Source organism: Priestia sp. 3CA3 (assembly GCF_056836725.1).
The window spans coordinates 94,382-114,257 of record NZ_JBXENJ010000009.1; the positions used below are offsets into that span (position 1 = coordinate 94,382).

General features: G+C 36.2%; 23 protein-coding genes and 2 riboswitches. Of the genes, 11 read left to right on the forward strand and 12 right to left on the reverse strand.

The window, feature by feature from the left end; translation table 11 throughout:
• The first annotated feature begins 271 nt into the window (after positions 1-271).
• Positions 272-802, forward strand: a complete 531-nt coding sequence (locus tag AC1VNJ_RS21845; protein WP_028414327.1) for an IseA DL-endopeptidase inhibitor family protein — start codon at positions 272-274, stop codon at positions 800-802.
• A 248-nt stretch (positions 803-1,050) separates the two neighbouring features.
• On the opposite strand, the gene AC1VNJ_RS21850 is transcribed toward AC1VNJ_RS21845, so the two are convergent.
• Positions 1,051-1,320 carry a hypothetical protein gene (locus AC1VNJ_RS21850; protein ID WP_014461729.1) on the reverse strand — a complete coding sequence of 90 codons (270 nt, stop codon included), beginning with the start codon at positions 1,318-1,320 and terminating at the stop codon, positions 1,051-1,053.
• Positions 1,321-1,447: 127 nt separating this feature from the next.
• On the opposite strand from AC1VNJ_RS21850, the gene AC1VNJ_RS21855 reads away from it, so the two are divergent.
• A complete protein-coding gene (locus AC1VNJ_RS21855; RefSeq protein WP_013081622.1) occupies positions 1,448-2,590 on the forward strand; it encodes an AI-2E family transporter in 1,143 nt (380 codons plus the stop codon).
• Positions 2,591-2,625: 35 nt separating this feature from the next.
• On the opposite strand, the gene AC1VNJ_RS21860 is transcribed toward AC1VNJ_RS21855, so the two are convergent.
• Positions 2,626-3,021, reverse strand: coding sequence for an SET domain-containing protein (locus AC1VNJ_RS21860; protein ID WP_028414329.1), 396 nt, complete (start codon positions 3,019-3,021; stop codon positions 2,626-2,628).
• A gap of 335 nt (positions 3,022-3,356) precedes the next feature.
• Between AC1VNJ_RS21860 and rarD the strand changes: the two genes are divergently transcribed.
• The gene (gene rarD, locus AC1VNJ_RS21865; protein WP_430051899.1) at positions 3,357-4,277 is read left to right on the forward strand and encodes an EamA family transporter RarD; all 921 of its coding nucleotides are present in this window, start codon (positions 3,357-3,359) and stop codon (positions 4,275-4,277) included.
• Positions 4,278-4,339: 62 nt separating this feature from the next.
• Complete coding sequence (locus AC1VNJ_RS21870; RefSeq protein ID WP_048020647.1) at positions 4,340-5,110, forward strand: TatD family hydrolase; 771 nt, start codon at positions 4,340-4,342, stop codon at positions 5,108-5,110.
• A 32-nt stretch (positions 5,111-5,142) separates the two neighbouring features.
• On the opposite strand, the gene AC1VNJ_RS21875 is transcribed toward AC1VNJ_RS21870, so the two are convergent.
• Positions 5,143-5,280 carry a lmo0937 family membrane protein gene (locus AC1VNJ_RS21875; RefSeq protein WP_013055244.1) on the reverse strand — a complete coding sequence of 46 codons (138 nt, stop codon included), beginning with the start codon at positions 5,278-5,280 and terminating at the stop codon, positions 5,143-5,145.
• A 187-nt stretch (positions 5,281-5,467) separates the two neighbouring features.
• Between AC1VNJ_RS21875 and AC1VNJ_RS21880 the strand changes: the two genes are divergently transcribed.
• Positions 5,468-5,911, forward strand: coding sequence for a YfmQ family protein (locus AC1VNJ_RS21880; RefSeq protein ID WP_028414332.1), 444 nt, complete (start codon positions 5,468-5,470; stop codon positions 5,909-5,911).
• Positions 5,912-6,485: 574 nt separating this feature from the next.
• Here AC1VNJ_RS21880 and AC1VNJ_RS21885 read toward each other — a convergent pair.
• From AC1VNJ_RS21885 to AC1VNJ_RS21905, 5 genes are all read right to left on the reverse strand, one after another.
• Positions 6,486-7,013, reverse strand: a complete 528-nt coding sequence (locus tag AC1VNJ_RS21885) for a GNAT family N-acetyltransferase (RefSeq protein ID WP_051137139.1) — start codon at positions 7,011-7,013, stop codon at positions 6,486-6,488.
• 69 nt (positions 7,014-7,082) lie between these two features.
• Positions 7,083-8,624 carry a nickel ABC transporter substrate-binding protein gene (nikA, locus tag AC1VNJ_RS21890; RefSeq protein WP_482641291.1) on the reverse strand — a complete coding sequence of 514 codons (1,542 nt, stop codon included), beginning with the start codon at positions 8,622-8,624 and terminating at the stop codon, positions 7,083-7,085.
• Between the two features lie 144 nt (positions 8,625-8,768).
• A riboswitch (cobalamin riboswitch) is annotated at positions 8,769-8,959 on the reverse strand.
• Positions 8,960-8,961: 2 nt separating this feature from the next.
• Entirely contained in the window at positions 8,962-9,966 is a 1,005-nt protein-coding gene (gene ftsZ / locus AC1VNJ_RS21895; protein ID WP_014461739.1) for a cell division protein FtsZ, read from the reverse strand.
• A gap of 359 nt (positions 9,967-10,325) precedes the next feature.
• Positions 10,326-10,715 carry a tautomerase family protein gene (locus AC1VNJ_RS21900; protein ID WP_033580680.1) on the reverse strand — a complete coding sequence of 130 codons (390 nt, stop codon included), beginning with the start codon at positions 10,713-10,715 and terminating at the stop codon, positions 10,326-10,328.
• Between the two features lie 167 nt (positions 10,716-10,882).
• Positions 10,883-11,041, reverse strand: a complete 159-nt coding sequence (locus AC1VNJ_RS21905; RefSeq protein WP_165635927.1) for a hypothetical protein — start codon at positions 11,039-11,041, stop codon at positions 10,883-10,885.
• 260 nt (positions 11,042-11,301) lie between these two features.
• Here AC1VNJ_RS21905 and AC1VNJ_RS21910 point away from each other — a divergent pair, with 260 nt between their 5' ends.
• On the forward strand, positions 11,302-12,255 hold the full coding sequence (locus tag AC1VNJ_RS21910; RefSeq protein ID WP_033580681.1) for a TRM11 family SAM-dependent methyltransferase: 954 nt from the start codon (positions 11,302-11,304) through the stop codon (positions 12,253-12,255).
• 38 nt (positions 12,256-12,293) lie between these two features.
• On the opposite strand, the gene rluF is transcribed toward AC1VNJ_RS21910, so the two are convergent.
• Positions 12,294-13,010, reverse strand: coding sequence for a 23S rRNA pseudouridine(2604) synthase RluF (gene rluF / locus AC1VNJ_RS21915; protein ID WP_014461744.1), 717 nt, complete (start codon positions 13,008-13,010; stop codon positions 12,294-12,296).
• A gap of 330 nt (positions 13,011-13,340) precedes the next feature.
• Between rluF and AC1VNJ_RS21920 the strand changes: the two genes are divergently transcribed.
• Both AC1VNJ_RS21920 and AC1VNJ_RS21925 read left to right on the forward strand, forming a co-directional pair.
• Complete coding sequence (locus tag AC1VNJ_RS21920) at positions 13,341-13,916, forward strand: TetR/AcrR family transcriptional regulator (protein ID WP_482641292.1); 576 nt, start codon at positions 13,341-13,343, stop codon at positions 13,914-13,916.
• A 21-nt stretch (positions 13,917-13,937) separates the two neighbouring features.
• Entirely contained in the window at positions 13,938-15,374 is a 1,437-nt protein-coding gene (locus tag AC1VNJ_RS21925; RefSeq protein ID WP_482641293.1) for a DHA2 family efflux MFS transporter permease subunit, read from the forward strand.
• 56 nt (positions 15,375-15,430) lie between these two features.
• Here AC1VNJ_RS21925 and AC1VNJ_RS21930 read toward each other — a convergent pair whose 3' ends face one another.
• The 3 genes from AC1VNJ_RS21930 to AC1VNJ_RS21940 form a co-directional block, all read right to left on the reverse strand.
• On the reverse strand, positions 15,431-15,778 hold the full coding sequence (locus tag AC1VNJ_RS21930; protein WP_050691613.1) for a hypothetical protein: 348 nt from the start codon (positions 15,776-15,778) through the stop codon (positions 15,431-15,433).
• 64 nt (positions 15,779-15,842) lie between these two features.
• Positions 15,843-16,292, reverse strand: coding sequence for a hypothetical protein (locus AC1VNJ_RS21935; protein WP_482641294.1), 450 nt, complete (start codon positions 16,290-16,292; stop codon positions 15,843-15,845).
• A 435-nt stretch (positions 16,293-16,727) separates the two neighbouring features.
• Positions 16,728-17,216, reverse strand: a complete 489-nt coding sequence (locus tag AC1VNJ_RS21940; RefSeq protein ID WP_028414342.1) for a QueT transporter family protein — start codon at positions 17,214-17,216, stop codon at positions 16,728-16,730.
• A gap of 9 nt (positions 17,217-17,225) precedes the next feature.
• Positions 17,226-17,270: riboswitch (PreQ1 riboswitch) on the reverse strand.
• Positions 17,271-17,465: 195 nt separating this feature from the next.
• Here AC1VNJ_RS21940 and AC1VNJ_RS21945 point away from each other — a divergent pair.
• The 3 genes from AC1VNJ_RS21945 to AC1VNJ_RS21955 all read left to right on the forward strand — a co-directional run bounded on the left by AC1VNJ_RS21945 (position 17,466) and on the right by AC1VNJ_RS21955 (position 19,694).
• A complete protein-coding gene (locus tag AC1VNJ_RS21945; RefSeq protein WP_221818394.1) occupies positions 17,466-17,876 on the forward strand; it encodes an Lrp/AsnC family transcriptional regulator in 411 nt (136 codons plus the stop codon).
• A 383-nt stretch (positions 17,877-18,259) separates the two neighbouring features.
• Entirely contained in the window at positions 18,260-19,126 is an 867-nt protein-coding gene (locus tag AC1VNJ_RS21950) for a YitT family protein (protein WP_482641295.1), read from the forward strand.
• Between the two features lie 349 nt (positions 19,127-19,475).
• Positions 19,476-19,694, forward strand: a complete 219-nt coding sequence (locus AC1VNJ_RS21955) for a hypothetical protein (protein ID WP_013055227.1) — start codon at positions 19,476-19,478, stop codon at positions 19,692-19,694.
• The last annotated feature ends 182 nt before the right edge of the window (positions 19,695-19,876 follow it).

Consider the following 19,876-nt stretch of genomic DNA (forward strand, 5'->3'; position numbering starts at 1 on the left):
TTTATTACATATTTGTTACAAAAAATATTATTTGTAACAAAACGAATATAAAATAGAAAAATCGGTTTAAAAATCCTGATAAATCAACATTTATCCGCAATTTATTTACTATATCTACTTCAAAAACTAGTAAAAATCTAAAAAAATTTAAGAAAAAAAGACAAAACACTTTCTTTTATTACAGATTTATTGTAATATAAATGTAACAAAAGAAATATAAAACACATAATTGTTACATAAATAAGGTTAATTAATTAGGAGTGAGTTAGAAATGAAAAAAATTGGACTAGTTTTATCATCAATCGCTATTTTCTTTACACTAAGCACTGGAGTTACAGCACAAACAACATCTCCAACACTAACGGATGCAAATGCTGTCAAAATTGCAGCTAGTGCCAGCAATCATTTCTGGAGTGCTCTGCACGGTTATAAAAACAAACCATGTACAGAACGTACATTTGAATACAAAGGAACTGAGTACGTGTATCTTTGCCCTGAATTTGATACAAAAGCTGAGCTATCAAGCTACTTATCTGAGACATTTACAAATAGTGCAGTAGAAAAAGGATTAACAAATTACGGCTATATCACATATAACGGCAAACTTGCACATCCAATCGGCGACGGATTCAGCATGTTAGAGTGGTCAAAAGCAAAAACAAAGCTTGTGTATCAAACAGCAACAGTTCGCTCTTATGAATTCACAGTTCCAACTGTAGATGGCGGCAGCGTAAAACGAACTGTCACATTCTATAAATCTAATTCTCAGTGGAAAGTAAATAAATTTGACGCTGTTCAATAATAAAAAAAGCAGGCCTGCTTGAGCAGACCTGCTTTTTTCTTTTTGATCGATAACATAAATAAAACTTCTACTTACAGCGCTCTAATAGCTGTAAATAGAAGTTGAGATCACAAGTTTAAGTAAATCAAATTTTGTCGAATCCTGTAGAAACAGTGATAAGTTACGTTTTATATTACAGGCTAAATTACTTATTGTCAACATAATTCAGCAAAAAGATAGGGCAATATATTCAGAGCATAATAAAGACATTAACTTGGATTTTGTTCATGTTCCTCTGGGTTATCATGTACAGGATGAGCACCTGGAAATAATCTTTGCGCTTTTTCATGAAGATTTTTGTTTTCATAATTAAATGCGCTATACGTTCGCTGCCCTTCTTCCCATGAAGTAGATTTCCCCAGTTTTTGATTAACAGGAGAGCCGAAAGGACCGTCTGGAAATTCTTCAGCGGTTATATACTCATGGCTTTTTTCTACTGTAGAGAAATCATCATACGATGGTTGTTTGTCTTCTTTCAATGATTTCACCCCTTCTTTCTAGAAGATTTTCTACTAGTATGCACACTTCTTTGTAAAAAACCCTCTTAAATTAGTCTAAATCAGGGTATGATAACTATACATTTACTTTTTAAAGGAGTTGAACAGCTTGGAACCTAGACCTCAGAAAGGAACTTTTTTCCGAGAAAAAATCTTAAATAATAAATTTGTTGTATATACAATTATTATTTTTATTCTCAGCATGACTATTTTTTCGTTATCAAAAATCGGATTTATTTTAATTCCTATCTCTATTTTTATTAAAACAATCGCACTGCCGATTATCTTAGCAGGAATTTGCTTTTATTTATTTAATCCGCTTGTTGACTTTTTAGAACGAAAAGGTGTAAAACGAATTATTTCCATTCTTGTTTTATACATAGTGATTATCGGCGCATTAGCCATTATTATTTCATCGGTTATTCCGCCTCTAAAAAATCAAGTTGACCGTCTTATTGATAATATCCCAGAGCTGACGCATGACGTTCAGCATGCGGTGACGAACCTTTCGAATAACCGATATGTCGAACAAGGCCTTCAGTCGGCTAACACGGACCTAGATAAGATTTCAAAAGATGCATCAAAACACTTGAGTAAATATGTTTCTGGATTTTCAAGCGGTATTGTGAACTTTGTCGGCACCATTACAGAAATTATATTATCGGTTGCCGTTTTACCCTTTATTCTTTTCTACTTATTAAAAGATGGGAAAAACTTACCTAATTACATTGTAAAACTGCTTCCAAACCGCTCTCGTTCTGAAGCTAAATTCATTTTAGCCGACATGAACCACGCATTAAGCGCATATATTCGCGGGCAAATTTTTGTTGCGATTTGTATAGGTGTACTGCTTTTCATTGGCTATCTGATTATTGGGTTAGATTATGCATTACTTCTAGCGATTATCGCCATGGTAACCAATGTTGTCCCTTACCTTGGTCCTATTATCGCCATTATTCCAGCCATTATTATTGCGTTTATTACGTCTCCTTTCATGCTTGTAAAACTGGCCATTGTCTGGGCAGTTGTTCAATTGCTTGAAGGCAAAGTAATCTCTCCACAAATTATGGGAAGAAGCCTGGATATTCACCCGATTACGGTCATTTTTGTCATTCTAACCGCCGGAAACTTATTCGGAATCATCGGTATTATTTTAGCCGTTCCTGGATATGCCGTTTTAAAAGTTATTATTACGCATATTTACCAATTCATCCGTTTGAACTCTACTATGTATCCAGATAAAAAAGCATAATAAAAAGCCCATCGATTTTCGATGGGCTTAACTTTTTACTTTTGTTCTTCTTCATCTTCACGATCAAACCAAAGGAGCTCTTGATCATCTTCATCTCCATTATAGTTGATGAGAATTTCTTCTCCTGCTTGGATATCCGTATATGCATAAAAATCAAAGGTATGATTGTCAAAATTAATTTCATACGTAGCATTGGGTGTATACGAGTGATTAAACAGCATACCGTATCCCAAAAGAATAGCCGTATGATTCACTCCATATTCAAAAGCATAATCCGCTAGTGTTGTTTTCTCAATAAAATCATGCTCTTTATTAGGATAAGCGATAACAGGAGCTTCGTGAATAAGCGTTCCTTTTTTAATATCTTGCTTAGCAAATACACCTCTGTTAAATTCTCCGTCGCTTATCGTAGACATTTTTATTTCGATCATATTCGTCACCTATATATTCTTTCCTCTAAGATTTTCTTCTTACCTAAGCTTGACAGTTTATAATGGGGAAATCAACTGTTTTTCATAACCACTTGAATATAAGCTGAAGGAACGCTTATCATACGCACTTGTGTAAGCACTTACCTTGTTAGAAACACGCAATTTGATTTTATTTTAGACATAGAAAAGCAATGACCTGGCGCATAGCGCTTTTTTGAGCCATTCAACATGTGAAGAATCGTTTTTCTCTGTGATATAATCGTTTATGCTGCTTTTTTATGTTAATCTATGACTTTTATTACTGATTTTATCTTATGTTAGAAAGAAGGTTTCACATGAACTTAAATCACGACAGAGATGGTGTGATATATGCGGTCCTTTCTTATCTTATGTGGGGGCTCACGCCAATTTATTGGAAGCTGGTTCACCACGTAGCACCAGGTGAGATTTTAGCTCAGCGCGTTTTTTGGTCTTTTATTTTTATGCTTATTTTTTTATTAATGACAAAGAAATGGCGTACATACATTACGTTTATAAAAGAAATAGTGAAAAAACCATCCTTATTCTGGTCCCTTTTTACTGCGTCTGTACTTATTAGTGCAAATTGGGGCATTTTTATGTGGGCTGTCATTAATGGAAAAATAGTAGAAGCGAGCCTTGGACAATATATTAATCCCCTAACAAGTGTTTTATTAGGTGTTATTTTCTTAAAAGAGAGATTAAGCGGGGCTCAAATTTTTGCATTTATACTAGCAGGAATCGGCGTCTTAACGCTTAGTCTTCATTATGGTGTGGTTCCTTGGATTTCGCTTAGCTTAGCTGTTACCTTCGGATTATATGGTTTGGCAAAGAAAAAGATTAAAGCTGATTCAACGATTGGATTAACTCTTGAAACGATGGTCATCTCCCCTATTGCATTAGCATACATAGGCTACCTTACGTTTCAATCACACTTGCAGTTTTTTGATTCTTTTTCAACAAGTCTTTTATTAATGGGCAGTGGAGTAGTTACAGCTTTACCACTCCTATTATTCACAAAAAGTGCTAAAAAAGTATCATTATCAATGCTTGGTATTCTTCAATATATTTCACCAACCTTGTCTTTGCTAGCAGGAGTCATTCTATACCATGAATCGCTAACAAAAGCTCATGTTATTGCTTTTAGTTTTATTTGGTTAGCTCTTATTGTTTATACGTTCTCATCTATTACTAAATGGGGGAACAGAAAACAAATAAGAAATAAAGTGGAGGCTTAACAGCATCATACACTCTCTTACGTATTATTTTTAAACAAAATAGGCTGAGAGGAGCATTATTTATGAAACGCATTATTGACTCGCATATTCATCTAGATCAATATGAACAGAAAAGCTGGAAAGACATAGTTGAGCAGGATCCTTCGTTACAAGCGCTTATTTCTGTATCTTCTACATTACACTCTTGCCAACTTAATCAAAAAATCAGCAAGTTATATTCCTGCGTGAAACCTGCCTACGGATTTCACCCTGAACAAATGTTGCCTTCTTCAAATGAATTAGCGGAGCTGTTTGCTTGGATTGATCAAAACAATGAAGAAATGATTGCGGTTGGTGAGGTTGGTCTACCTTATTACTTAAGTCAGACCTATACTCTTTCTCTAGAGCCCTATTTGGAGCTGCTTGAAGCTTTTATTATTCATTCAAAAAAATGGGGGAAACCGTTAATTCTTCACGCTGTATATGAAGATGCTGAGATCGTGTGCGACTTGCTAGAAAAACATTCTGTGCCTAAAGCTCACTTCCACTGGTTCAAAGGAGCTAAAAAAACCGTTGAACGAATGAAAAACAACGGCTACTATATTTCCCTTACACCTGATATTGTATATAAACCTAAAATCCAAGCGCTTGCCACAGATTACCCTCTTGACTACTTGATGGTCGAAACAGATGGTCCGTGGCCATTTGAAGGACCTTTTCAAAACCAGACAACGGTTCCATCAATGATGCATCAGTCCGTTCAGGAAATAGCACGTCTCAAAAGGGTTTCTGTAACGGAGACATATGATTTTTTATATCGAAATACAGCTCATTTTTATAATCTCTCCACATAAAAAGCCTTTCCCTAAGGAAAGGCTTTTTATATCTAAATTCGTTTCACAAGTTTTACGATCAGCACAATCACTGCAATGACAAGAAGAATGTGAATGATGCCGCCGCCAATATGAAAAACTAATCCTAATAACCAAAAAATAAATAAAAGTCCAATAATCGTCCACAACATAATTTTTTCTCCTTTTTTATATGTAGTATTTGTTATAATTTTATATTTCCCTAAATGTGCATAAATAAACGCATTTCATATACATCTTTTCACTAAAGAAGGTTCACATAATGTACAAAAAGCAATCATGTTCTCTGTGGTAAAATAAGTATGTAATCTTATTTAATTTAAGCGGAGATGATTAACTATGACATGGATTGTATTACTTTCCATCATTCTTGTAAGTGCACTCAAAATATTAATAACGTGTCTTCCAACTCCAGTGGTCAAATGGCTTATGACTAAATTTCAATTACACCCAACACTTGATGATCAAAACGCTACTGTCACAGTTGATGGGAAACATTTAGAAGGCAAAGACAAAATGCAAGTGATTGATTATTTTAATAAAGCAACATTTTTAAAACAATATTATGTCCATGAAGGAAATAAGGACTATTATAAACACCTAGAAGACAGTGAAACTCCACTTGTTATCGATACGAAAAAAGGGAAAAACGATGTTCGACTATGCGTATATAGCTATCATGATCATGTCGACGTCGTGAAACAATACAAAAAGAAGATTATCGCCTACAGCCTGCTGTCTGATCACCTTCAAAAGCAGTCCATAACAGCTGACCTAGCTTAAACCAGTCGCCTACAAGGCGGCTTTTTTAGTTTTTAGGTTTAGTTTGAAGTTACCTTATTTAAAAATACCAAACTTTAACATTAATTCTAATGCTATAACATAAATTAATAGAATTTTCTAAATTTTTAAGAGGTGATGGATAATGCTTTCTTTGTTAGGGTTTGGAATGATTGCTACTTTTCTTTCTTTTCAAGTGGGCCTTTGGGACAACTATTATCATGACAATTACAGCCATTTTAACGAACGCTGTTTCCCTTTAGACTTCTACTATAAAAAAAGGAAGCCGACTACCATAAGGCAATCGGCTCACACATGTAGGATATTGATTTAACACTAACAAAGTACAACACAACACTAGTAATTATATAATATATTTCATTATTTTGAAAGCGATTTCATATATATTTTTAAAAATATTTTGTTACTTGTTTTTTATAGAAAAAAACCACGTTTCAGCCAATTCGAAACGTGGTTCTTTTCTGTAAGGACTTGCCCTACAGGCTATAAATGTAAGTTACGTTCATTATAGCATGAGCCCATATACAGATTCCATGGTAATTACTGTATGATCTCGTTACGTTACGACTCGTTGTATTTTTCTGTCCATGTGCAGCGTATTCCATGGTTCGTCCTGTTCAGCTAGCCTTTTGATAAAGCCTTGTGAAGCCCAAAAAGGAATAGCGCCAGGTAAGAAAGGATGAGTATGCAGATACAGCGTGTCATAAAAATGACTTTGGGCAAATTGTTCAACTGCTTTTAACAGCTGCTGTCCAATGCCTAGACGCCGGTACGCTGGATCGACATAGCATTTTACAATCTCAGCTGCAGTTCTATGTTCATATCGCTCTTTTAATGCATGAAACCGTCCATCGTAAGCGTATAAACCAATGGTTCCAATTACTTGTTGATTTTCCGTAACAGCTGCAAAAAAAGCAGCGTCTTTCGCTTGAACGTAATGTTCATTAAAATGAAGCAAATCCACAGGAAGCTGATTTTTTTCCAGCATAGGAAATAGCTCATTCCGCATATTCATAACAAACTGAATCACTTCAGCATCCTTTTCTTTTACTTCTTTAATTTGATACATTTGTACTTCTTGCACGTTTACTGTCACATCCTTTTAACGATCATTGTATACTTTTTCTTTTCTCTGCTTATGCTGCACTGTTAACTACGGCGTTACGTCTAAATGCTGAGTCAGCATATAATACTCGCTTGGATTTGTTGTCCAGTTTTTCACTTTTTGATTATAAGCAACAACAATGTTTGGATGTACAATCGATGACGTCAGCATTTTTCTATTAATCAAAGCGGTTGCTTGTTTGGCTAACTGATCTCGTTTTGCGTCATCTACTGTTGAATTTAACTGTTCTATCATTTTTGTTAGCGTATCATCATTAATCCGGCTGGCATTTAAACCACCGCCGGGCAAATAGTTCGTACTTAAATAATAGCTGGCATCTCCTCTAGGTGCTGTGATAAGGCTGTACAATGCTAAATCCCAATCATCTTTTGCCATTACATATTCATCGCTATCTTCAACTAGGTGAATCTTAATAGTAATTCCTAACTCTTTGGTATTAGACTGTACAAGCTGAGCAATTAAAGGCAGTTCTGGCAAAGAACTGTATGTGACAAGAGAGAGCGATAGTGGCTTTCCATTTTTAATTGCTTTGTCATTTTTGATTTGATAGCCTGCTTTCTCTAAATATTTTTTAGCAGATGTCATACCTCTTTGCTCATTAGCAGTACTATCAGCAAAAGGAAATTGGGGTAAAAATGGACCTCGAGCCGCTGCCGCTTGATTGTTCATGATGCTGCTAACAATTTCTTTTCGGTTCAATAAGGTATCGATAGCTTTTCTTACATTTTCGTCTTTTAATGCGTCATTAGTTTGATTGTAAAGCAATAAATGGGTGCGCACACTAGGTACTCCACTTACTTTAAAAGACGGATCTGTTTGTAAAGTGCCCAAGCTTTCTAAAGGCGGGCGATAAATAATATCGGCTGTTCCAGATTGAAGAGCAGCAACTCGCGCATTAGCATCTTCGTTAAATCCAAAGATCGCACTTTTCAATTTCACTTTTCCACCCCAATAATTTTCATATCTTTCTAATTTTACTTGATTTCCTTGATCAAAAGACAAGACGCGAAATGGACCCGTACCAATGGGCTTCTTAGCTATATTAGAAGCATCAACATCTATAATAGCTGTATTTGGATGCACTAATTCAGAAGGAAATTTAGGCATTGGTTCTTTTAATGTAATTGTCAGCGCATGACTGTTCGCTTTCATTTCTTTAATATTTAAAGCGTTTTTCATCGCATAACTTTGGTCTATCGTTCTTTGAAGAGAAGACTTAACGGCATTTGCATCCAGCGCTTTTCCGTTTTGAAACATGATGTTCTTTCTTATCATAAATGTCCATGTAAGGCCGTTATCTTTCGTTTCCCACTTTTCAGCAAGCCAAGGCTTTATTTTTAAATCGTCGTTGATTTTAACAAGCGTCTCCCCTACTCCCCCACGAACTGCTGTATAATTATCGTCCGTATGAGGATCAAGCGTTGCAGATGTAAAATTAAATAAAAACGTCACACTTTTATCCGTTTTCTTTCTTTCTTTTATACTTACGCTCTCTTCATTAGGAGCGCAAGCAGTGAGGCAAAGTAACACGAGAAATATCATAGATACAAGTTTTTTATTATTTATCATTCATTTTTCCACCTTCTATTTTAATACACAAAAAAAAGCACTTCTAAAAAGAAGTGCTTGCCTTCACAACAAATTCAGATAAACGTATCCCTTGTTTATCGTATTTTTGATTCTGCCAAAACACCTCCCTATCCTCGTAGGTTATTGTGTGCTGCGATTTATGGCAGGTCTCCTGGCTTCAAGTCATTGCCTTATACCGCCTTCCCGTCTCTAAATAGACAGTGGCTTTTTGACATAAGGCTCCTTGTTACAGTGGCGGGACCGCTCCGGATTTTCACCGGATTCCCTTTTAAGGCAATTGAAAAACAATTGCCACCATAAAAGCTGGTTATTTAATTTAGTAGCGTGCTCTTGAAACTCTAGAAGTGGAAGCTGATGGTGAAATATCTTCATCATCAAATCCAGTGGCAATAACGGTTACCATCATTTCGTCCTTTAAATCTTCATTAATCACAGATCCAAAAATCATATTTAAGTCCTGATCAGAAGCGGACGTGACAATATCTGCTGCTTCCTGTACTTCGTAAAGACTCAGGCTGCTACCGCTCGTAATGTTCAGCAGCACGCCTCTTGCTCCATCAATGGATGCATCTAGCAGCGGACTAGAAATCGCTTTTTTCGCTGCTTCAATTGCTCGATCTGATCCCGAAGCTCGTCCGATACCCATAAGCGCAAATCCTTGATTAGACATAATTGTTTTTACATCAGCAAAGTCAAGGTTAATCAGCCCCGGAACAGCGATTAAATCTGAAATACCTTGAATACCTTGGCGAAGAACATTATCTGCTTCACGGAATGCTTCAAGCATAGGTGTCTTTTTATCAACGATTTCAAGCAAGCGGTCGTTTGGAATGACAATAAGGGTATCTACCGATTCATTCATCGCAGTAATACCGCCTACTGCTTGCTTGGTACGTTTATTTCCTTCAAACTTGAAAGGGCGAGTAACTACTCCAATTGTTAAAGCATTTAGTTCACGGGCAATTTGGGCAATAACCGGAGCTGCTCCAGTACCAGTGCCTCCACCCATGCCAGCTGTTACGAATACCATATCTGCGCCTTGCAGTACTTCTTGAATTTGCTCTCTGCTTTCTTCTGCAGCTTCTCTTCCTACTTCTGGATTAGCTCCTGCACCTAATCCTCGCGTTAATGCCGCACCAATCTGCATTTTCACATCTGCTTTAGATAAATTAAGCGCCTGAGCATCCGTATTAACGGCGATAAATTCTACCCCTTGTACACCATGTTCAATCATACGGTTAACGGTGTTATTTCCTCCACCGCCGACTCCAATTACTTTAATTCGCACTAATGGCGATACATCTGCATCAAATCCAAACATTCTAAGTTCCTCCTCAATGATCAAAATTACTTTCTCTTATTATACGAAAAAACACGTGAAGAACCTTTTACTCCTATGTTTAACGCGTAACTGTTCTTTTGTTTTACAGATTTTATACATTTCTCTTTTAACCTTTAAATCTTTACATCTTTATGTAAAATTATTGTTGTTCTGAAGTTAGTACGCCGAACTCTTTTTTGGTTTTCCCACTCAAAACGGCATATAAGCTTATTGTATCATTCATTTGACAGATGTCTGTATTTAATTTTGAGTAAGATGTGACTAAGAGAATAATATTTTTATAGACAAAATGAGAAAAAGCCCTTAGAAATAAGGGCTTCTCTAGATAATAAACCATTTTATAATTTCCCAGTTAAGAATTGAGCTTCTCCCATACCAAAGCTCCAGTCAGCATTACCGTTTTCAACAATTGAAATCATAATGTCGCTTGGCTGAATTCCGCAGCTTTCTCCCAGCTCTTTTACAATTAATTTGTAAAGAGCTTGTTTTTGCTCTTCTGTTCGCTGTTTGCTCGTCACACTTATAATAACCAAATCCTTGCTTCTCTCAAAGCCAAGACCTGTATCTTCAATAATCATTTCATGAGCAGGATGCTGATGTACAATTTGATAACGATCGCGTTCTGGGACGCCAAAGGCTTCTAGCATCGCTCGATGAGTAGCGTCTAGTAATGCTTTTAACTCTTTTTCGTCTCTTCCTTCTATTACATCAAATCTAAGTAATGGCATACTAAGTAACCTCCAGCTTTTTGTCTAATGTATTATTGCTTTATCATATCACAACTATCATTTGTAAAAAAAAGATATGCTATTCACAATGTGCTCTCTAGTGAAAGAGACCTCAAACTCTTCAATAAAAGCTGAACCTAATAAAAAGAAATGAGCAGCATAACGACTCATTTCATTAGTACAAAAATATTTATAATAAGAGCTAAAATACATGCAGATACAATGGCAATGAGTACGTTCATCACAAGGTTTTGCGAGGATGTTTTAGCTTGTTTTTTCATATCAGCCCGACTCATCTGTTGCTTTTCATGATCACTTTTAGACATCACGTAGCCTCTCCTATTCATCAAAATGTCAGCAGTGTATAAATGATTTTTGAGAAACCTTGATCCAGTTCTTTTGTATAAACAGCAGCACATGCAGGTTATCATCAGTTATTTTAGCATGTTTTGTCAAATAAGTGGACTATGTAGCGCTTCAATTTAGTATTCACAGCCAAATATATTTAAATTCGTTGCTTTTCTCTTCTTTTCTCGCTATTGTTTGAGAAGAAGGATAATTAGATAGGATAAAGGATGATACGATATTGAATAACCATACGCAGCTGCCTCAGTATATCTACACATACGCATGCAGCGAAGAGGAACTCTCACTATGTCAATTAGAGAGACGCTCTCTTTTTGAAATTGAAACTGAGAAACCTATCATAAGAAGCGCCGTTAAACTTGATCCAAGCAGAAGCCCTTTTATCAAAGAGCGATTAGATATTATGTATGAATCAGATGACCTTGCAGATATTTGCAAACAAGTAGAAGATATTGACCTTGGAGATCAAACATTTAAACTCATTTTTATGAAAATTAATGACTTAGAAAAAGATCAAAAAATAAGCTATAAAGGTCAGCGTGCGATTGAACGTGATGTGGGTTGGCATTTTGTAGCAGAAGCAGACTTGCATAACCCTGACCATTTGTTTGGAATTGTTCCATTTGAAGGACGCTGGTATTTTGGAAAATATCAAAAAAGCGAAGCTGTATGGCTGCATCATTTGAAGAAACCGCGTGAATACTCTACGGCACTCAGTACCCGCCTTGCAAGAGCTGTAGCTAACATTGCCGTTCCAAAGCCTGAAGGAATCAAAGCGATTGATCCATGCTGTGGTATTGGTACAGTCCTCGTAGAAGCTCTTTCAATGGGCATTGATATTGTAGGACGCGATATCAACCCACTTGTGACCGACGGATCTCGTGAAAATATTGCGCATTTCGGCTTAAAGGGTGATGTCAAAACCGGACCGATTTCGGATGTTACCACTCACTATGACGTAGCGATCATCGACATGCCTTACAATCTCTACACCCACGCGACGCCTGAAGATCAGCTTTCTATTTTAAAACACGCTCGCCGCTTTGCGGATAAAGTAGTCGTGATTACAGTAGACACGATTGACCATATGATTCATGAAGCTGGCTTTTCTATTTCAGATCGCTGCGTAGCGCGCAAAAGCGTATTTTCTAGACAAGTAGTTGTATGCGAATAAAAAAAAGACACCAGTCTAACAGGCTGGTGTCTTTTGATTTACCACTCTTTAGGTTCATAGTCTAATTCTTTGAATAGCTGCGTACGCTCTTTTTTCGTTAAATCTCTCCATTGCCCAACAGGCAAGTTGTTTAAGTGAATATTCATAATACGCGTACGCTGAAGTCGGTATACTTCATATCCGAGCACTTCACACATACGGCGAATTTGACGATTTAAGCCCTGTGTTAAAATAATTTGAAACTCGTACTTAGACAGCTGTGTCACTTTACAAGGAAGCGTTTTTGTACCTAAAATTTTTACTCCCTCAGACATGTTTTTGATAAACTCGGGTGTAATCGGCTTATCTACTGCAACAATATATTCTTTTTCATGCTTGTTTTCTGCACGTAAAATTTCGTTAATAATATCGCCGTCATTTGTAAGTAAAATTAAGCCGTCTGAATCCTTATCTAGTCGTCCGACATGATGAATACGCAAAGGGTGATTGACTAAGTCAATGATGTTTCCCTTTACTTTTTTCTCACTCGTACTTGTAATGCCGACTGGTTTATTAAGTGCAATATATACATTATTTCGAGCAATCCGAAGCTGTTGGCCACTTACTCGAATATCATCGCCAGGCTTAACTTGATCTCCGATTTTTGCAACCTTTCCATTAACGGTTACTCTTCCTTCACTAATTAACTTATCTGCCCCGCGTCTTGACGCTTTGCCAGATTCGCTAATAAATTTATTCAGTCTCAGGTGAATCACAACCTTACATTTAAAAATTTTAAAATTTGTCTCTTCTATTAGAAACCGATATGTGTCAATTTCTATACCGTCCCTATCGTAACATGCTATACGCTTCTCGTCTTCTTTTAATTTCATTACTTGACTATATTTTTTTAACAGCAATAGAAGTATAGATCCAAAATACTTTGTAATCTTATTCTTAACATTTTAAGCAATGCTTACACCTGTCAAACTAACGTCAATCTCCACTTCTATGCAAGACCTAAACGTCTAGATTGACTGATCAGTATAGAGTTGCTACCATTATACTGACCGATCAACTAGTAATTATATCAGGGAGCTGTTTTCATGGAACCAACCAATTCAAAAGAAAAAATTTTAAGCGCAGCTGCTAAACTTTTTCGCAAAAAAGGCTATCACGCCACCAGTCTAAGTCAAATTACAAAAGAAAGCAGCGCTCCGAGAGGATCTATTTATTATTATTTTCCGGATGGAAAACAACAGTTAGCAAAAGAAGCTATTCAAAAAACGGGAGAAAGAGTCAAAGCTTATATCGAAAAATCCCTCGCTTCTCATGAAGATGCCGCGTCAGCTATTCAATATCATATAAAACTGATGGCTGATCGAATGTTTGAACAAGTGGAAAATGAAGCGGATATCTCTCTCGCTGCTATGTCGAGTGAAGTATGGTCATCAAACGAAACGCTTCGCATGGCCTGTGAAGCCGTGTATAACGACTGGGAGCAAGTTTATGCAAATAAGTTAGTTTGTTCAGGCTATGAGCAAGAGGAAGCAAGACAGCTAGGTTCAGCTATACAATCTTGGATTGAAGGGGCTTATACTCTTTCATTAACTAAAAATAGTACAGTCCCTATGCAAATTGCAGCTGACCAAATTGGTAAGCTGTTTGCAAACAAAAATTAATTTAGTAAAAGGAGGTCACTTATGACACAAACAGAAGAAAAAATGAGTACACAAAGTAAGCTTATCCTTTTCATTTTGATTCTAGGAAATTTTTTATGCTTAATTAGTGAAACCGTAATGAACGTGGCCTTACCAAGTATCATTTCAGATTTTCACGTTAGAACGAGCTCAGCTCAGTGGTTAACTACCGGATATATGCTTGTAATCGGCATCTCTGTTCCGGTGTCTGCTTTTTTAATTCAACGATTCACATTAAGACAGCTGTTTGTGACGGCTATGAGCTTTTACTTAATTGGGTCCTTCATTGGATTTATTACTCCATGGTTTTCTCTGCTTTTTGCGGGCCGTATGATTCAAGCATTAGGAACAGGCATTATTTTACCTCTTGTGATGAGCACAATGTTAACACTCGTGCCTGTTAGCAAACGCGGCACCGTAATGGGGATTTTTAGCGTAGCTATTTTATTTGCACCGGCAATAGGACCGGTCCTTTCAGGATTAATTATTCAATATTATTCGTGGCAAATTATATTTCTAGGTCTTTTAATTGCAGCAGCGCTTATTTTCCTATTTGCTCTTTTCAAGCTCAGTAACGTTTCTGAAACATCTAGACCAACAATTCATATGCCATCTGTGATTCTTTCTACAATTGGGTTTGGAGGAGTTGTTTATGGATTTAGCGCAGCTGGTGAAGAGACGGGATGGAGTAATCCTATCGTATGGCTTACGCTCATAATTGGCGTCATAGCTCTTGCTTTATTTGTCAGACAGCAAAGCAAGCTGAATTCTCCTATGATTAATATGAAGCCTTTTAGATCGTCTGTGTTTTCAAGATCGATTTTCTTAATGTTTCTTATTATGATGATTCAGTTTTCAATGATGTTAATTTTGCCGCTATACTTCCAAACGGCTGCGGGACTGTCTCCTTTGCAAACAGGGTTTCTTATGCTTCCAGGCGGCGTAACGCTGGCTCTAACAGCTATGGTGGGAGGACGTTTGTTTGACAAAATCGGATTTAAACCGCTGCTTTTAACGGGCTTAGTCCTTTTAACAATTATCTTAAGTTTGTTCACTACTATTTCAAGCGGAACAAGCACGACGACTGCAGCCATCTTATACGCAGCCTTTACAATTGGCGTAGGTTTAAGCATCGGTCCCGTGATGACGCTTGCTTTAAATCAAGTGCCAAAACCGCTTCATGCCCACGGTTCAGCTATTTCAAATACGATTAACCAAGTTTCAGGCGCGATTGGACCCGCTTTGTATACAAGTATTATGACCATGGCTTCTCAGCACTTTATTCAACAATCAAACGAAACGAATAAAACGCTGTTACAAATAAAAAGTATGACAAGCGGGGTCCATACCGTCTATTATGTAGCCATCGCTTTCGCCGTCGTTTCGTTCCTGCTCGCTCTTACGTTAAAGAAAAAAGACCAGCAGCTCGAAACGCAATAAATAAGAAACTGATAAGAGCTGCTCATAATTTGAGCAGCTCTTGTTACATGCAGAATTTATATTACAAATGTAAAAGCAATCATAGATACTATTAAAACAAGGATAACAATACTTTTCTTTTTTTCTGTCTTCCATGCTTCAACAGCGCCCACGATACCACCAATAGCTAAAATAAAAGTACCTATAACGTGGAGAGGCAGCAGAGATAATACTCTACCTAAACTCGCCATCACTCCTCCAATCAATATAAATCCTGTTGTTACAATAGATTTTAAAGATATTAAGTCTCGTATCGCTTCTTTTTTTTCAGTTTTACTCAGTTTAAAGTACTCTATTATACTAAAAACAGCGGGTGTTCCCCATAAAATAAAAAAGCTAATCAATCTATCCGTGTCTACACTCACTGTTCATTCACCGCCTTTATCAATCCCTTACGCTCAGTTCCACTATTTAACAAATAGTTATATATTATTCTTGCTTCAAGGATCCTCCAAAAGAAAATTGATGGTAATCATCAAGCTTATTCCAATATCCTATGCACTTTACGTCAGGCTCATCAATAGCTAACGCTTCTTTATTAATTCCTTTATAAGGAAGAAATGCAGTCAACTTTACCTTTTGTTTTGGCTTAATATTTAACTTATTGCCTTCTGCTAACACCTTAAATTTATTTTCAGAATAACCGTTTTTTATTTTTAAAGGATAGGATAAAAAGACATTGTTTTGTTTGATGGTCAAATCGCTCTTGTTTACGAATTCCAATTCATACGAAATCCCTTGCTTCATCTTTTGTTCTTTGATGACGTTAATATGGATCTTTTCTAGTTCTCTTAAAGGAACGTTGTCTTCTTCTTTTGAACACCCGGCAAATAAGATAGCTAACACTAATAAAACAAGAATTCCTAACTTTCTATTCAAAAAATAATCCCCTCTCTCGTAACAAAGATTATTTTACAATTATATCTCAAAAAAGTTATTTAATGGTAAAAATACACAATTAAAAAAGCAAACCTTGTCGGTCTGCTTTTTTAATTGCTACGCATAGGTAATGTGTTGTTGTGCGAAAAACTTTTCGATAAGGAGTTTGCCAACTATATGTATATCGTAACAAAAGAAAAAAGAACGCGCTGTGAGATTTGTCACTTCTTCTTTCAAAATAATCTAATTGAATACTCGCTATTGCGTTACGCAAAAAGAGCAGAACGCAATAGCGACCTGCTCTTTTTACATGCTAGATATGGGTAATTTGTCCATGCGTGAAAAGCTCTTCAATAATAAGGGGTTTATCACTACACTTATAGAATAACAAAGATAAAAAGATGCGGCTGTGAGATTTATCACAGCCGCATCTTTTTATCCAACTAACTTATTAAATTGTACACGTTTATTAATGGCCGCCATAATTGGTGCTCCAACAAGCATAACCACAAACTCACCAACAGCTGTTGTTAACCATGTAAAGAAAAATGGTAAATCAAATGCTAGGTGCAGTTCAAACGCAATAATAAACATCGTAAACGTAAACACAAGTGTATTAATAAGCATACGAGCCCACATATTTTTAATGTAGCGCATAGAAAAAATGGTAATGAGTAATGATAGTACAGATTGTCCTACCCCAAACACCAGATCATAAGCGACCATTGGTGAAAAAAACAAATTCGTCAGAAATACCCCTAGTACAATGCCGTACACGTACTTTTTATTAAATACAATCAAATGATTGAACATTTCTGATATACGAAATTGGATATTGGTGAAGCCAAACGGCTGAATTAACATGCTAACAGCAATATACATAGCTGCTAAAAGACCGTTGACGCAAAGTGTTCTTATATTCATCTTACTATTCTCTCCTTAGTTTTTTAACGTGGGATGGTTACGAACCACGTAAACACTCAAAGAATCATACAGCAAGCTTAAGCTTTCGTCAATCTAGCTGTTTGCAAACTACTGCTGCTTTCATGTCTTCCATATTGACTGCTCTTTTTTCTTACTTTTCTTTAGTATAAAATAGAAGACGTATCCGTATACATAGGTGACATAAAGTAGTTAACCCTTTTGATTTGAAATACGAAAGGATTTGTAGCGATGTTAGATAATACAGATAAGCGCATACTAGAAGAGCTATCAAAAAATGGACGTATGAAGATGAAAGAATTAGGAGAAAAAGTGCATTTAACCGGACAAGCCGCTTCTGCTAGAGTATTAAAGTTAGAAGATGAAGGCATTATCAAAGGCTATACAATTAACATTGATGAACGAAAACTTGGCTACACCGTCCATGCATTTTTAAATATCTATACGCAGAGCATTCATCACCACCCCTACCTTACATTTGTAGAAAGTCAGAAGAAGTACGTCATCAACAACTTTAAAATCAGCGGCGATGGCTGCTACTTACTAGAATGCAAATTTCATTCAAATGAAGAACTAAATGCTTTTTTGACAGAGCTAAATCAGCATGTGAATTACAAACTTTCAATCGTCATTAACAAATAAATTTTTTAAAAAAATAAAGGTATATTAGTTTATGAGAATGGTAATCCTAATAACGTATTCCCCCTATTCCAATAAATTTGAAAATCCTTTGCGCCGTCGCAAAGGATTCTTTTTTTATGTAGGAAACCGCCTTCTATTTTTTGAAAAGTTGAACATCTCTCATAGCGTTGACATAGCGGTCAGAGGTTTATATAATCGGTGACATCGAAGCATAGAAAAGCAGACTCAAGACATTATACACGTATCGTAATTCTTCGTCTTAGAAGTTGATCAGTTTTATAACTAGACAATTTCTAAGACGTTTTTTATTTTATCATTTGTGAAACACTAGTAAAAACAAGATTACACATGAAAATATCCTAATAATCAGGGAGGTCTGCATATTGAAAACAATCTATAAAGACATCATTTTAATTATTGCCGGAGCGCTTTTAGTTGCTGCATCCATTGATTTTTTCGTCATTCCAAATAAATTAGGTGACGGAAGTACGGTTGGTATTGCTCTTGTTTTATATTATTTATTTCATATCCCTACAAGTATCAGCACATTTCTTGTGAACCTTGTATTCATTTCCTTAGCTTATAAATTTCTAACTAAAAAAACGATTCTCTATACGATTCTAGGAGCTGTCATGACGTCCGTTTTCTTAGGTCTGGTCAGCTATATTCCTTTTCACGTTCACGACATGATTTTAGGAATTGTATTCGGGGCTTTACTAATGGGAACAGGACTGGCACTCATTTTTATCGCGGATGGATCTACCGGCGGCACAACTCTTTTAGCTTATTTATTAAACTACACAAAAGGCTACAATATCTCGAAAAGCATGTTCTACATGGACAGCGTCATTATTTTAGCATCGGTTTTTGCTATTGGCGTCAACAATACCCTCTATACTTTTATATTCGTCTATCTTTGTGCTAAAATCGTCGATGTTGTTATCGAAGGTTTCCACAACAAAAAAGCAATGACGATTATGTCTGATCAGTACAAAGACATTGCGCAAGTGATCACCAGTGAATTTGGAAATGCAGCTACCATCTTTTATGGATATGGCTACTACGCCAACAAAGATAAACGCATTATCTACGTTGTTATTAAAAAGAACGAGTTATTAAAAATTAAAAAGAAAATCCAGCAAATTGACCCGAATTCTTTTATTGTCATCCACGAAGTAAAAGAAGTTGTCGGCGGAAAATTTGGATTTATCGGCAATTCGCCTCATGAAACAAAAGCCGCTGCTAAATAAAAAAATCCACCTCTTGGTGGATTTTTTTATGAAAAAACCGTTAAGAAAAACGAAAAGATCCCTGCTAAAAAGTAAACTGACCCTAACGCAATTGCTCCTGTAAAGACCGTAAATACACTTAATCCGATAGCCACCTTCATTTTCATCCACATCCCTTTTTAGATTAGTAGTATAAGTATGTCCAAGAATAGAAGATTTATAACTATGCCACCCTATTTATTTCATATATCGATGCAACAATTGTCTATTCAACGTGTTCTAAAACCACCCCTGACGACATAACGTATAGGAAGGATTTCATATATACATCTTTGTATCACACATATCATATGAAATTAGGTGAGATAAAATGGTGGCTGTCCACTTTTTTGAAAACAGAAAGCTTCTATTAAGCCAGCTGAGGGAAAACATTCCTTCTACGGGTGATGATTTAAAGATTAAAGGACGAAAAGGAACCGTCGTGCTTGTGAATGACATCGATGAAAAAAATGTTCACGTGGAAGTTGCTTTAGAAAAAGTAGTGAAAAAGAACTTAGCGTTAGATAATGCTAAAAAGAAAAGGAGATAAGCGGCTACGCTTATCTCCTTTTTTTTGATTGACATACGATCTCTTGCTTCTGTTTAGAAAAAAAAGAGACTCCTAAAAAAGGAATCTGCCAAAAAGAGCGATATCATCGCCTGAATATTAATACAAGCTATACTTTAACATATAAAAACAAATTTTACAAAAATAAACTATTATTTTACGCA

Coding starts and splice junctions, on each gene's coding strand:
- AC1VNJ_RS21845 (WP_028414327.1), top strand. CDS start 272: ATGAAAAAAATTGGACTAGTTTTATCATCAATCGCTATTTTCTTTACA.
- AC1VNJ_RS21860 (WP_028414329.1), bottom strand. CDS start 3,021: ATGATCGAAATAAAAATGTCTACGATAAGCGACGGAGAATTTAACAGA.
- rarD (WP_430051899.1), top strand. CDS start 3,357: ATGAACTTAAATCACGACAGAGATGGTGTGATATATGCGGTCCTTTCT.
- AC1VNJ_RS21870 (WP_048020647.1), top strand. CDS start 4,340: ATGAAACGCATTATTGACTCGCATATTCATCTAGATCAATATGAACAG.
- AC1VNJ_RS21875 (WP_013055244.1), bottom strand. CDS start 5,280: ATGTTGTGGACGATTATTGGACTTTTATTTATTTTTTGGTTATTAGGA.
- AC1VNJ_RS21880 (WP_028414332.1), top strand. CDS start 5,468: ATGACATGGATTGTATTACTTTCCATCATTCTTGTAAGTGCACTCAAA.
- nikA (WP_482641291.1), bottom strand. CDS start 8,624: ATGATAAATAATAAAAAACTTGTATCTATGATATTTCTCGTGTTACTT.
- ftsZ (WP_014461739.1), bottom strand. CDS start 9,966: ATGTTTGGATTTGATGCAGATGTATCGCCATTAGTGCGAATTAAAGTA.
- AC1VNJ_RS21900 (WP_033580680.1), bottom strand. CDS start 10,715: ATGCCATTACTTAGATTTGATGTAATAGAAGGAAGAGACGAAAAAGAG.
- AC1VNJ_RS21905 (WP_165635927.1), bottom strand. CDS start 11,041: ATGTCTAAAAGTGATCATGAAAAGCAACAGATGAGTCGGGCTGATATG.
- AC1VNJ_RS21920 (WP_482641292.1), top strand. CDS start 13,341: ATGGAACCAACCAATTCAAAAGAAAAAATTTTAAGCGCAGCTGCTAAA.
- AC1VNJ_RS21925 (WP_482641293.1), top strand. CDS start 13,938: ATGACACAAACAGAAGAAAAAATGAGTACACAAAGTAAGCTTATCCTT.
- AC1VNJ_RS21940 (WP_028414342.1), bottom strand. CDS start 17,216: ATGAATATAAGAACACTTTGCGTCAACGGTCTTTTAGCAGCTATGTAT.
- AC1VNJ_RS21945 (WP_221818394.1), top strand. CDS start 17,466: ATGTTAGATAATACAGATAAGCGCATACTAGAAGAGCTATCAAAAAAT.
- AC1VNJ_RS21955 (WP_013055227.1), top strand. CDS start 19,476: ATGGTGGCTGTCCACTTTTTTGAAAACAGAAAGCTTCTATTAAGCCAG.